At 61.1% G+C, this 12,969-nt stretch carries 10 protein-coding genes and 3 pseudogenes; 7 read left to right on the plus strand and 6 right to left on the minus strand.

Features of this window, described 5'->3' with window-relative positions:
* Positions 1-140: 140 nt before the first annotated feature.
* Positions 141-245: pseudogene (locus F2S13_RS29365) on the minus strand (isochorismatase family protein); the annotation flags it as partial.
* Between F2S13_RS29365 and F2S13_RS06840 the strand changes: the two are divergent.
* Positions 243-791 (plus strand): annotated as a pseudogene (locus F2S13_RS06840) (substrate binding domain-containing protein); the annotation flags it as partial. The pseudogenes F2S13_RS29365 and F2S13_RS06840 overlap by 3 nt on opposite strands.
* A gap of 41 nt (positions 792-832) precedes the next feature.
* Positions 833-1,129 (plus strand): putative quinol monooxygenase, encoded by a 297-nt coding sequence (locus F2S13_RS06845; RefSeq protein ID WP_166359711.1) that lies wholly within the window; start codon positions 833-835, stop codon positions 1,127-1,129.
* Positions 1,130-1,157: 28 nt separating this feature from the next.
* Here the strand turns inward: F2S13_RS06845 and F2S13_RS06850 are convergent, their stop codons facing one another.
* Entirely contained in the window at positions 1,158-2,150 is a 993-nt protein-coding gene (locus F2S13_RS06850) for an NAD(P)H-quinone oxidoreductase (protein WP_166359748.1), read from the minus strand.
* Between the two features lie 168 nt (positions 2,151-2,318).
* Here F2S13_RS06850 and F2S13_RS06855 point away from each other — a divergent pair, with 168 nt between their 5' ends.
* From F2S13_RS06855 to F2S13_RS06865, 3 genes are all read left to right on the plus strand, one after another.
* On the plus strand, positions 2,319-3,197 hold the full coding sequence (locus F2S13_RS06855) for a LysR family transcriptional regulator (protein WP_166359712.1): 879 nt from the start codon (positions 2,319-2,321) through the stop codon (positions 3,195-3,197).
* A gap of 73 nt (positions 3,198-3,270) precedes the next feature.
* Entirely contained in the window at positions 3,271-3,831 is a 561-nt protein-coding gene (locus F2S13_RS06860) for a UPF0149 family protein (RefSeq protein ID WP_166359713.1), read from the plus strand.
* Positions 3,832-4,107: 276 nt separating this feature from the next.
* Positions 4,108-4,488: a DUF1801 domain-containing protein gene (locus F2S13_RS06865; RefSeq protein ID WP_246237801.1), complete on the plus strand. Its 381-nt coding sequence runs from the start codon at positions 4,108-4,110 to the stop codon at positions 4,486-4,488.
* Between the two features lie 38 nt (positions 4,489-4,526).
* Here F2S13_RS06865 and F2S13_RS06870 read toward each other — a convergent pair whose 3' ends face one another.
* On the minus strand, positions 4,527-6,281 hold the full coding sequence (locus F2S13_RS06870) for an L-lactate permease (protein WP_166359715.1): 1,755 nt from the start codon (positions 6,279-6,281) through the stop codon (positions 4,527-4,529).
* Positions 6,282-6,339: 58 nt separating this feature from the next.
* Positions 6,340-6,441, minus strand: a pseudogene (locus F2S13_RS06875) (YghX family hydrolase); the annotation flags it as partial.
* A gap of 153 nt (positions 6,442-6,594) precedes the next feature.
* Here F2S13_RS06875 and F2S13_RS06880 point away from each other — a divergent pair.
* Entirely contained in the window at positions 6,595-7,404 is an 810-nt protein-coding gene (locus F2S13_RS06880) for an alpha/beta fold hydrolase (RefSeq protein WP_166359716.1), read from the plus strand.
* A 68-nt stretch (positions 7,405-7,472) separates the two neighbouring features.
* Positions 7,473-9,689, plus strand: a complete 2,217-nt coding sequence (locus F2S13_RS06885; RefSeq protein WP_166359717.1) for an OsmC domain/YcaO domain-containing protein — start codon at positions 7,473-7,475, stop codon at positions 9,687-9,689.
* A gap of 89 nt (positions 9,690-9,778) precedes the next feature.
* Here the strand turns inward: F2S13_RS06885 and F2S13_RS06890 are convergent, their stop codons facing one another.
* Positions 9,779-10,750, minus strand: a complete 972-nt coding sequence (locus F2S13_RS06890) for an AraC-like ligand-binding domain-containing protein (RefSeq protein ID WP_166359718.1) — start codon at positions 10,748-10,750, stop codon at positions 9,779-9,781.
* A gap of 101 nt (positions 10,751-10,851) precedes the next feature.
* On the minus strand, positions 10,852-12,942 hold the full coding sequence (capA, locus tag F2S13_RS06895) for a caprolactamase subunit alpha (protein WP_166359719.1): 2,091 nt from the start codon (positions 12,940-12,942) through the stop codon (positions 10,852-10,854).
* Positions 12,943-12,969 lie beyond the last annotated feature (27 nt).

Here is a 12,969-nt window from a genome sequence, read left to right on the forward strand (position 1 = left end):
TTGCACTGCACCGTTCATCGGGGGTTGTATTTGCGATAACCCCGAAGCGGGAGAAACCCTGGAGCGGGCTTGCCCGCGATGGCTTCACCGCGGCGTTTCAGGCAGTCCGCGCCGCCTGAATCGCGGGCAAGCCCGCTCCACAGCGCAGTCATCAGCACTTGCACCAATTGGCCGCCTTCTGGCGTAGCCCAGCTTCCTGCAAGTTCTGCAATCAGCTGATTGGTAGTGGTCAGGGTCACACCGCCGAGTTTGCCCGGCTTTATCCTGGTATCAGCTTCGAGTTCGATCTGACCCCGCGTCAGGTCGACTTGATCAGTGAACCGGTCGATGTGGTCATTCGCATGGGCGAGCCTGCGACCTCGAACCTGATCGCTCGCAAACTCGCCAGCTTGCGACGCTGCCTGTATGCATCGCCGCGCTATCTCGAACTGTCCGGTCATCCTGCGCATCCCTCGGATCTGATCAACCACGAATGCCTGCGCTTGCGCGGACCCGGTGCCGAGCGCTGGGCGCTCACCAGCGATGAAGGGGCTGAGGATGTGGAGATTGGCGGCCGATTCGAACTCAATAGCGTGGGCATGATCAAGCGTCTGGCGACGCTGGATCTGGGTATCGCGTTACTCGCGCAAGGCATCGCGGCCCAGGACCTTGCCAATGGAACGCTGTGCAAAGTATTGCCGCAGTGGCATGCCTCGCCCATCTCGGTCTACGCCCTCACCGAGACGCGGCTGCTGCCGGCGAAGACTCAGCGGTTTATCGAGTTTCTGCGCGACAAACTCGACAATGCATAGGGCTATCCTCAGGAGTACTTCAACAGGAGTGCTCAGCAGATATGAATACTCGACTTTATGTGATGACAAGTTTCGCCGTGCAGCCAGCCGGGCTTGAAGAAATGCGCGGGTTGCTGGCGCAGTTGAGCGAGCAGTCCCGTCAGGAGCCGGGCTGCCTGGAGTATGGTTATTACCAGTCCTTGACCAACCCATTGGAGTTTTCTTCCTTCGAGGCGTGGCAGGGCCCGGAGTTTGAAGCACAGCATTGGCAGACGCCTCATCTTCAACAAGCGCTTGCCCGCGCCGCCGGGTTGTTTGACGGCGAACCCAAAGTCGTCAGGTACCAGCGTCTGACTTGATGCTGGTCCTGCTCTTCGAGTAGCGGTCTCAGCCAAGGTGCGGTGAGGTCAGCACGATCTTGCCGATATGACGGCCGCTGTCGATCAGCTCATGGGCCTGGCGGGCCTGTTCGAGCTTGAACGTCTCGAAGATCACAGGCTTGAGCTTGCCGGCCTGGATCAGCGGCCATACCTGCGCTTCCAGCTCGGCGATGATCTGCGCCTTTTCGTCGGGGCTGCGCGAGCGCAGGGTCGAGCCGATGTGGGTCAGGCGCTTGGCCAGCATGGGGAAGAGGTCCAGATCCTTTGCCGCACCCTTGATCACGCCGATCTGGACGATGCGCCCGTTCATTGCGGCGGCCTGGAAATTCCTGGCCACGTAATCGCCTGCGATGATGTCGACGATGACATCCACGCCGCGACCGTCGGTGGCCTCCATTACTGCTTCGACGAAGTCCGCTTGCTGGTAGTTGATTGCCACGTCGGCCCCCAACGCCAGGCTTGCCTGACGGTGCTCTTCATTGGCCACGGTGGTAATGATCTTCGCCGCGCCGAATGCCTTGCCCAGCATGGTCGCAGTCGTACCGATCCCGGAGGCGCCGCCATGGATCAGCAGGGTCTCGCCTTGCTTGAACTGGCCGCGCTGGAAGAGATTGACCCAGACGGTCATGAAGGTTTCCGGGAGTGCCGCCGCTTCGATGAGGCTCAAGCCCTTGGGCAGTTGCAGCGTCGTGCGTTCGTCGGCCACGGCGTACTCGGCATAGCCGCCACCCGGGATCAGGGCGCTGACCTTGTCGCCGATGGCAAAGCGGCTGGATGCGCTGCCAAGGGCGACGACTTCTCCCGAGATTTCCAGGCCGGGGATATCGGAAGCACCGGCAGGTGGGTCGTACAAGCCCTGGCGCTGCAGTACGTCAGGCCCGTTCACTCCGGCTGCCTGGACGCGAACAAGTACTTCGCCGGGGCCGGGCTCAGGCGTCGGCCGTTGCACCGGCATCAGGACTTCGGGGCCACCCGGCCGGGTGATCTCGATTGCGGTCATGTGCAGGGGGATGGGGGCGTTGAGACTCTGCATGGTTGCTTCCTCGTTAGTAGGACCTGGCCGGCTGGGGCCAAGTCGGGATGCTCGCCATGCTAGTAGCCTTGTATGATGCAGTCGCGCAGTGTTATTTCATTGATAGGATGCATAAATGCATCACGAGGTGAACCCATGAACTGGGACGATGCCCGGGTATTTCTGGCCCTTGGCCGAGAACAGACCCTTCGCGGGGCGGCGCGAGCGCTGCACGTCGACCAGGCGACAGTCGGGCGCCGCATCGCCGCGATGGAGCGTAACCTGGGCTCCATGCTGTTCCTGCGCACGTCCACGGGCTATTTGCTGACCGCGGCCGGGGAGGCCGCATTCGAAGCCGCCGAGAGCATGGAGGCTGCCGCCACCGAGCTGATGCGCAGGACCCAGGGGCTGGACAAGGCGCTGTCGGGCGAAGTGCGGGTGACCACCACCGACTTCCTCGCCGTTGACTTCGTCATCCCCGCCATTGCCCGGGTGCATGCCGAGCATCCGGATGTGCGCGTGGTGCTCAACACGTCCTCACAGCTGCTGAACCTTTCCCGGCGCGAGGCGGACATCGCTATACGGACACAGAAACCCGATAACCCCGACCTGATCGTGAGAAGGCTTGCCCGCTGGCCGATGTGCCTTTACGCGTCCCAGGCGTACCTCGACAGTCATGGCGTGCCTGAGCCGGGAAGGGCGTTCATGGGGCATGATCTGGTGGTGTATGAACCCTGGCTCAGCGGGAACAGGGAGCCTTCGCTGGTGGGTGAATCTATCGGCAGCGGGCGGATCGTCGCGGCCGTCAACTCCAGCATGATGGTGCGCAAGGCCATTGCGGCCGGCCTCGGCCTCGGCGAGATTCCCCAGTACATCGGCGAGCAGGACGGGCTGGTCCGGCTCTGGCCGGAACGCGAGAGAAAAAGGCCGTACGACGTCTGGATGGTGACCCACGCAGACCTGCGCCACACCGCCCGGATTCGAGCCGTTATCGATCAGGTGGTACAGGTTTTCGCCGAGGCTTGTGCTGACTGATCTGGATAAAATCATCTGCAAGCGTCATCCTCCACGCCTTTTTCCAGCGTCGGAGAAGCGAAGGAGCTTTCCCATGCAAAATGAATCCCTCAACGCCACCGAATTCGAGCTTCTCGAAGACACCCTGCTGAAATACGGTGACGATCATTCAGTGCTCAATGTCTCGGAGCTCGACGGCTACTTCACCGCGCTGGTTTCCGGCCCTGCGCAGGTGGACATCGCCGAGTGGTTCCCGGCCATCTGGGGTGGGCAGAACCCGGATTGGGAAAGCCCTGAGGAGGGCAAGCAGTTCATCGAGCTCAGTGTGCGTCACATGAATGCACTGGCCACCCAGCTGGCCATGCATGCACAAGCCTTCAAGCCACGCCTTGAACAGACCGAGCACCAGGGCCAGACACTCACCCTGGCTGAAGAATGGTGCTTTGGTTACCTGCGAGGTGTCGCAGTGGGCAACTGGCCCGAGCTGCCAGCGCCCCAGACCGCGCAGTTGCAGGTGATTGCTGCCTGCGCCGAGCAGGACAACTTCGAATTGCCGGCGGATCTGGATGTTGCGCAACATCTTCAGCGTGTAGCGGCGATCGAACCGGCTGTCCGTGCCTTGCATGAATACTGGGTCGCTCAGCGCCAGGGGTGATTGCTCTGCACCCTGTAGGAGCGGGCTTTCTCGTTCCCACGCTCTGCGTGGGAATGCATCCTGCAACGCTCAGCGTTGCGCTCGTGCAGGTCGACGCGGAGCGTCTGGCACGGCATTCCCACGCAGAGCGTGGGAACGAGGAGCTCGTTGATCACCTGGAAGGAATCCATCAATCAGCAATACTCAGGAATCCGGCGAGCGGCACCCACCCTGACAGGGACGACCAGCATCATGAAGAAGGCGACGACCACGGTGAGCAAGGAGAAAATCGACTCAATGCAGGCAGAGGAGGGCGTCAATGCCTCTGAGCTGATCGATGCGAGAATCAAGGAGTTGAGTGATTGGCGTGGCGAGACGCTCGCTCGGGTCCGGGCACTGGTCAAGCAGGCCGACCCTGAAGTGGTCGAGCAATGGAAGTGGAGAGGGGTTCCGGTGTGGTCCCACGGCGGAATCCTCTGCACCGGTGAGACCTACAAGAAGGTGGTGAAGATGACTTTCGCCAAGGGTGCCTCGCTGGAGGACCCTACAGGCCTTTTCAACTCCAGCCTGGAAGGCAACACCCGGCGGGCCATCGATATCCATGAGGGCGAGCGTATCGATGAAGAAGCCTTGAAAGCGCTCATTCGCGCCGCGGTGGCGCTCAACACCCGGGTGTGAGCGCCGCTCGGCGGTTCACGACCCCAGGCCCGCACCGATCAATGCCCACCCACGACCATATGGCTGAACGGCGCCACATACGCCTGCAAGGTAACCAGCCCGCCGACCAGAATGGCCAGGACGATGGAGTGGAAAAAGACGTAGCGCAGGATTTCCCCTTCGTGGCCGTACCAGCGGGTGGCGGTGGACGCCACCACGATCGACTGGGCATCGACCATCTTGCCCATGACCCCGCCGGAACTGTTGGCCGCGGCCATCAGCACCGGGCTGAGCCCCAGTTGCTCGGAGGTCACCCGTTGCAAACCGCCGAACAGCACGTTGGACGCTGTGTCCGAGCCGGTCAGGGCAACCCCCAGCCAACCCAGCAGCGTACCGAACATGGGGTAGAAGATGCCGGTTGCGGCGAAGGCCAGGCCCATGGTGGCATCCAGGCCCGAATAGCGGGTGAGGAAACCGAGGGCGAGCATGGCCGCAATGGTGATGAGCGAAAAGCGCACCACCCACAGGGTTCGCAGGTACTGGCGCACCAGTTGCGGGATGGAGTATCCCATCAGCAGACCGCCGAGAATCGCCGACAGCAGGATGCCGCTACCGGTGCTGGTGAACCAGGTGAACTTGTAGATCGCTTCCTCGGCTTTGGGTTGGGGCACCACGGGCGGTACCTTCTCGACCTGTAGATGCAGGGTGGTGAACGTCACTGCGGGTGCGAAGATCGGGTTCGCCTCGCGCATCGGCTTGCCCTGGGGGTCGAGCCTGGCCGCGTGGGTTTGCGGATCCAGCGCAGGGCGAGTATCGAACATGTTTTTGAAGCCCTGGGTGCCCCAGGCAAAAACGAAGACCGTGAGGATGATCCACGGCATCCAAGCGCGCATCACCGCGGGCTTGGCATCGCTGGCAAAGGTCGCGCTGGGCTCGGTCTTTTCGTCCTCGACCTTGGAGTTGTCGACCCGGCCCGACAAGGCGGCGGAGGTATGCACGTGAGAGGGCTTCCAGACCTTGAGGAAAGCGGTCAGGCAGGCCATGGAAATCAGCGCGGCGATGACGTCCACCAGCATCGGTCCGTGGAAGTTGGAAACGACGAACTGCGGCACCGCGAAGCTGACCCCGGTGACCAGGATCGCCGGCCAGATTTCCAGCATCTTGCGCCAGCCGGCGAAGGCCCAGATCAACCAGAACGGCACGATCACCGAGAAAAACGGCAATTGCCGGCCGACCATCATCGACAGTTCCATTTCATCCAGCCCGGTCACCTTGGCCAGGGTGATGACGGGCGTGCCCAGGGCACCGAACGCCACGGGCGCGGTATTGGCGATCAATGCCAGGCCAGAGGCCGCCAGGGGCGAGAAACCCAGCCCGATCAGAATCGCCCCGGTGACCGCCACGGGCGTGCCGAACCCGGCAGCCCCTTCAAAGAAGGCCCCGAAGCAGAAGGCGATCAGCAGGAGCTGCAGGCGGCGATCGTCGGTGATGCGCGTGAGGGAGTCCTGCAGCACCTTGAACGAACCGTTCTCGGTGGTCAGCCGATGCAGGAAGATAATGTTCAGCACGATCCAGCCAATCGGCAGCAGGCCGTTGGCGGCGCCGAAGAGCGCAGCGGAACCTGCCATGCCCGCGGGCATGCCGAAGGCGAAGATCGCGATCAGCAAGGCCGAGGCCAGGGCAAGCAATGCCGCGAGATGCGCCTTGATATGGAAAAACGCCAGGGAGGCGAGCATCACCACCACCGGCACTGCCGCCATGAGGGTCGATAGCACCGGGTTGCCGAAGGGATCGTAGATTTGCTGCCAGACCATGTTCCACCTCTGCTTGTTATTGTTGGAAGTGCTGGCGCCCAAGGGGTAGGTAACCAATGCCGGTCACTTTCGCAGGGCGCACGAGATAGCCTCGGACATGCCCGTGGCCTTTGGGTGATGGATAGGTGATGTATTCGGGGATGATGTTCGGGTCGGTGAGACGGTCCATCCTTGCGCTCCCTTCTGAGCGATTCGGGCTGGCTCCATAGCGTCGGACCGCAAGGGCTCATGGGCATGGCCCAGTGTTTGATTAAAGCAGTGTTCGGCACCTGTGCAACAATGCGCCTAGCCAAGCTGTCAGCCGAGGACTTCAATGCCATTGTTCATCAGTACCGAAACGCTCTGGATCGATACACCCTGCGGACGGCTGTTTGCTCGTCGGTGGTTCCCGGCGGGCGAACAACGCAATCCGGTCAAACCGCCGATCATTCTTTTCCATGACTCCCTTGGCTGCGTCGAGCTGTGGCGGGATTTCCCGGAACAGCTCTGTCAGGCCACCGGGCAGGAGGTGATTGCCTATGACCGGTTCGGTTTCGGGCAGTCCGACGCCTACCCTGGGGAATTACCCCTGGATTTTATCCGGGACGAGGCCGAGCGCTTCTTTGCGCACCTCAGGGTAGCGTTGCAGATCGATCGGTTTGTCGCTCTGGGTCATAGCGTCGGCGGGGCGATGGCGGCGACCTGTGCGGCCTTGTACCCCGAGAGCTGCAGCGCATTGATCACGGTCTCGGCCCAGGCTTTCGTTGAAGACAGGACGCTGCACGGCATACGGCTTGCGAAGGCGCAATTCGAAAAGCCGGGGCAGATGGCGCGGCTCGAGAAATACCATGGAGAAAAAGCCCAATGGGTGCTGTCAGCCTGGACGGAAACCTGGCTTGCAGAGGAATTCAGCGAGTGGACTATTGAAAGCGGCATGGACAGGATTCACTGCCCACTGCTCGTTCTTCATGGCGAGCAAGACGAATACGGGTCCGTTCTGCATCCCGCGCGTATCGCCGGACTGTCGACGCCCCCCGGCGATTGTCTGATCCTGGATCATTGCCATCATGTCCCCCATCGAGAAGCACCAGAGGTGGTTCTGGGCGCTGTCTGTCGGTTCCTGGGCGTTCCGGCGACTGAATGACGGCTTTCGAGCCAAATCATGGGAGAATGGCGGCCAAATCGTTTGGCTCGTTATTCAGGTAATCCCGCATGGAAATCAAGGTTAACTTTCTCGACAACCTTAGGCTTGAAGCCAAGTTCGATGACTTCACGGTGGTGGCCGATCAACCCATCCGCTATAAGGGCGATGGCTCGGCACCGGGTCCGTTCGATTACTTTCTGGCTTCATCGGCCTTGTGTGCGGCTTACTTTGTGAAGTTGTACTGCGAAACTCGCAATATTCCCACCGATAATATTCGCCTGTCGCAGAACAATATTGTTGATCCGGAAAACCGCTACAACCAGATTTTCAAGATTCAGGTCGAGTTGCCGGCGGACATCTCCGCCAAAGACCGTCAGGGCATTTTGCGCTCCATCGACCGTTGCACGGTGAAAAAGGTCGTGCAAACCGGCCCTGAGTTCGTGATCGAAGAGGTGGAAAATCTGGATGCCGATGCCCAGGCGTTGCTGATGCCTGCGTCCAATTCCGAGGCGGGTTCGGAAGGTGGCACCTATATCCTGGGCAAGGATCTGCCGCTGGAGCAGACCATCGCCAACATGTCGGGGATCTTGGCGGACCTGGGCATGAAGATTGAAATCGCTTCATGGCGCAATATCGTTCCCAATGTCTGGTCGCTGCATATCCGCGATGCGCAGTCGCCGATGTGTTTTACCAATGGCAAGGGCGCGACCAAGGAAGGCGCCCTGGCGTCGGCATTGGGCGAGTTCATCGAGCGACTGAACTGCAACTTTTTCTATAACGATCAGTTCTGGGGCGAAGACATCGCCAACGCGCCGTTCGTGCATTACCCGAACGAACGCTGGTTCAAGCCTGGCCCTAAAGATGCGTTGCCGGCCGAGATTCTCGATGAGTACTGCCTGGAAATTTACAACCCCGATGGTGAATTGCGTGGCTCGCATCTGTACGACACCAACTCCGGCAATGAGGAGCGCGGCATCTGCTCGCTGCCCTATGTACGCCAGTCGGACGGCGAGGTGGTGTATTTCCCGTCCAACCTGATTGAAAACCTGTACCTGAGCAACGGCATGAGTGCCGGTAACACACTGGCCGAAGCCCAGGTGCAATGCCTGTCGGAAATCTTCGAGCGCGCGGTCAAGCGCGAAATCCTCGAAGGTGAACTCGCCCTGCCAGATGTGCCGCAGGAGGTGCTGGCCAAATACCCTGCCATTCTGGCCGGTATCCAGGGGCTGGAAGAGCAGGGTTTCCCGGTGCTGGTGAAGGATGCGTCGCTGGGCGGCGAGTTCCCGGTGATGTGCGTGACCTTGATGAACCCGCGTACCGGCGGTGTGTTCGCCTCGTTCGGGGCGCACCCGAGCTTTGAGGTGGCGCTGGAGCGCAGCCTGACCGAATTGCTGCAGGGCCGCAGTTTCGAAGGCCTGAACGATTTGCCTCAGCCCACCTTCGAAAGCCACGCGTTGACCGAGCCGAACAACTTCGTCGAGCACTTCATCGATTCCAGCGGCGTGGTGTCGTGGCGCTTTTTCAGTGCGAAGCCTGAATTCGATTTCGTTGAATGGGACTTCTCCGGCCAGGGTGAAAATTCCAATGCCGACGAAGCCGAGACGCTGTTCGGCATTCTCGAAAACCTGGGCAAAGAAGTGTACATGGCGGTGTATGAGCACATAGGCGCAACGGCCTGCCGCATCCTGGTGCCGGATTACTCGGAAATTTATCCGGTGGATGACCTGATCTGGGACAACACCAACAAGTCGCTGTTTTTCCGCGAGGATATCCTGAACCTGCATCGCCTGGACAAGGCCAGCCTCAAGGCACTGGTCAAGCGTCTGGAAGAAAGCGAGCTGGATGATTACACCGACATCACCACGTTGATCGGCATCGAATTCGACGACAACACGCCCTGGGGTCAATTGACAATCCTGGAGTTGAAACTGCTGATTCATCTCGCCTTGAAGAATTTCGAAGAGGCGAAGGAATTGGTTGAAACCTTCCTGCAATTCAACGACAACACGGTCGAGCGAGGCTTGTTCTATCAGGCCGTGAATGTGGTGTTGGAGGTGCAGCTCGACGACGAGTTGGAACTGGACGATTACGAGGTCAACTTCCGCCGGATGTTCGGCAACGAGCGGATGGATGCGGCGATCGGCTCAGTGGACGGCAGTGTGCGCTTCTTCGGCTTGACACCTACGAGCATGAAACTGGAGGGGCTCGATCGACACCTGCGCCTGATCGACAGCTACAAAAAACTGCACGCGGCGCGGACCAAGGTGGCGGCTTTGACCAGTTGATAGATGGAGGTCAATTCCTCGTTCCCACGCAGAGCGTGGGAACGAGATAACGCTATCTTGGGGACCGATGTAGCAGCTGCTACAGGGATTCAGTTCCGTGATATTTGCGTCGTCACCTGAGCACGCACTTCCCTGGCGGTGCAGCCGAAGTGTTGACGGAAGCTGCGGGTGAATTGCGCCTGATCGCTGAAACCCCAGCGCATGGCCAATTCCCCGATCGACAGGTGGCAGTTGGGGTCGCGCAGGACTCGATCGACGGCCTCCAGACGCCGCAGGCGGATCCACTCGCCAAGGCTGTAGGGCGTGCTGGTGAAGAGTTTGTGCACATAGCGCACGGAAAGGCCGCAGGCGTCGGCGATCATTTGCGGGGCGAGGTCGGGATTGCCCAGCTGTTGCTCGACATAGTGCTCTATGCGCTGCAGATGCAAGGCGGCCAGGTTCGAGCTTTCGCTGTTGAGAACCCGCTCATCATTGCGCAGGGCCATCAACAGGGTCGAGAGGGCCTGTTCCAGCAGCATGTGGCGGGCGGTGCTGTCGCATTCGTCGAAGCGTGCGGCACACATCGCCAGCTGGTCGACGAAAATCCGGCCGACGCCGCGCTTGGCATCGAAGCAGAAGCGTGTATAGCGTTCGGCGCCGCGTAGTTGTCCATGCAGGGCGCGCTCGGGCAGCTTGAACACCCAGAGGTCGTTGTCGCAGGCGTAGTGAAAACGGTAGGGCGCATCGCCGCGCTCGAAGATAAAGCCGCCGGGTCGGCAATGCAGTTCGCGGCCGTCCTGCTCGAAATGGACTTCGCTGCGGCGGGGTACGGTGACCAGGTAGCAGGCTTCGCGGTCTTCACTGACCTGGGCTTTGCTGCGCGAGTAGCCGAGCTGGCTCGAGCGCAGGCGTGACAGGGTCAGGGAGGTGCTGTTGGTTTCCCAGATCTGCAGGCTGCCGCTGAATCGGGTGCTTGGCGCGAACTCCAGGGACAGTGGGAAATAGGCACTGCCAATCGCTTCGGCCCAGCGTGGCTGGCATTCACTGTCGGGCCAATAACGGGTGGAGAGTTTGTTTGCCATGGCGCTCCTGATGTTTTTTATTTTTGTGAGCTGTACAGACGGCGTCGGCGGATAAACCGCCGGCGCCGTTTTTGCCATCATTTGCCAATGTTTACCGGGGGTCAATCATTGGGCGTCAGGCGGTAGGTGGCCGATGGCGCCAGGGTGGCTTGCCAGCCCGGTGGCACGACGATGTTGGTGGTCGCTTCCTCGATCACGCAAGGGCCTTGGATGGTTTGCCCGGCCTGCAGCCGATCACCGTTGTACACCGGGGTGTCCTGCCAGTTGTCCTGGGTGTCGAACAGCATTGGCCGGCGACCGACCGGGCTGGCCGGGGCGTTCTCGGACGGGACGGGCAGTTCCGGCATCGGGGGACGTTGCAGGCGTGCAATCACCGAGCATTCGAGGTTGACCAGTTCCGCCGGACTTGCAGGTTCGCTGTAGGAGAACAGCGCCTTGTGCCGTTGATGGAACGCCTCGCGCAGGGCGACCAGGCCCTTTTGATCCAGTTGATCGCAGGCCAGCTCCACGCTGCATTCGTGCACCTGGCCCAGGTAGCGGATTTCCAGGTTGTAGCGGCACTCGACGTTGTTGCCGGCGCTGAAACCATCGTCGCGCAGGTTGTTCATGCCGCGCTCACGCAGTTCGCGCAAGGTCTGGTTGAGCAATGGCAGGTTGACCTGTTCATCGTCCAGGCGCATGGGCAGGGTGGTCAACTGATCGTAACGGATATCCGAGAGAATCTGGCCGAAAGCGCACAGCCCGGAAGCCACTTTGGGGATCAGCACCACCTTGCTGCCGATCTCTTCGGCCAGGCGCATGACGTGCATGCCGGCGGCACCGCCGGCGCCGATCAGGGCGAAGTCACGGGGGTCATAACCGCGCTCGACCGACACCCGACGGATGCCGCTGACCATGTTCAGGTTGACCAGGGTGATGATGCCGATGGCCGCACGTTCGACGCTGATGCCCAAGGGTTCGGCAATCTTGCTGCGAATGGCTTCAATCGCAGCCTTGCGATTGAGACGAATGCTGCCGCCCAGCAGTGCGCCGTCGGCCAGGTAGCCAAGGGCCAGGTTGGCGTCGGTGACGGTCGGCTCGACGCCGCCCTTGCCGTAGCACACAGGCCCCGGGTTGGCGCCGGCGCTGCGCGGGCCGACCTGCAGCATGCCGAAGTCGTCCAGATAGGCAATCGAGCCACCGCCGGCACCGAGGGTTTCCACCTGAATCATCGGCACGCCGATGCGATAGCGCAGAAAGTCGGTGTCCTTGCTGAAGTTGGTGCGCCCAGATTTACTCAGCGTGATGTCGAACGAGGTGCCGCCCATATCCACGGTGATCACGTTGTCGATGCCGAACGGCTGGGCGACGCACAGCCCTGCTTGCGGTGCGGACGCCGGGCCCGAGTTGATCGCATTGACCGCGCGTTCGCGCATCACCGCGCCCGGCGCCAGGCCGCCGTTGGACTGGAAGTAGCGAGTGGGCTGCTGGGCGCCGAGCTCTTCGAACAGCGCATCGATACGTTCGATATAACGGCCCATCACCGGGCTCAGGTAGGCATTGACCACGGTGGTCGAGGTGCGGGTGTATTCACGGATCTGCGGGAACACTTCATTGCCGGTGCAGACGAACACCCCGGGCAATGCTGCTCGCACCATCTCGGCGGCGCGTTGCTCGTGGCTCGGGTTGCGCACCGACCAGACGAAGGAAATCGCTACCGCCTTGACGTCCTGCTCGCGGAAGTACTCGATCGCCTCGCGAATCGCGTTTTCATCCAGCGGGCTGTGTTCGCTGCCATCACTGATGATGCGGCCGCCGATCGGGCGCCGCAGATGGCGCGGCACCAGCATGTAGGCCGGTGGGTAGCTGGCATCGTAGCGATGCCCGTCTTCCTTGTGGCCCAGGCGGATTTCCAGGCTGTCTTCATGGCCTTCGGTGCACAACAGGCCGACCTTGACCCCGGCTTTTTCGATCAGCGCGTTGAGTGCCACGGTGGTGCCGTTGATGCACAGGTCGCAGTCGGCAATGATCTGCGCCGGGGTGCGGCCGATGGCATCGGCGATCTGCGCCAGCCCGTTACGGATGGCGAGGGTGCCGTCGTGTGGCGTCGACGGCGCCTTGAACAGCTGCACGTTGCCATTGCGATCAGCGAGGATGAAATCGGTGAAGGTGCCGCCGGCGTCGATGCCCAGACGATATTGCTGCTTGGTCATGGTGTGAGTCTCTACATTGCTCAAAGG

The organism is Pseudomonas akapageensis (assembly GCF_011355085.1).
Taxonomy (GTDB): domain Bacteria; phylum Pseudomonadota; class Gammaproteobacteria; order Pseudomonadales; family Pseudomonadaceae; genus Aquipseudomonas; species Aquipseudomonas akapageensis.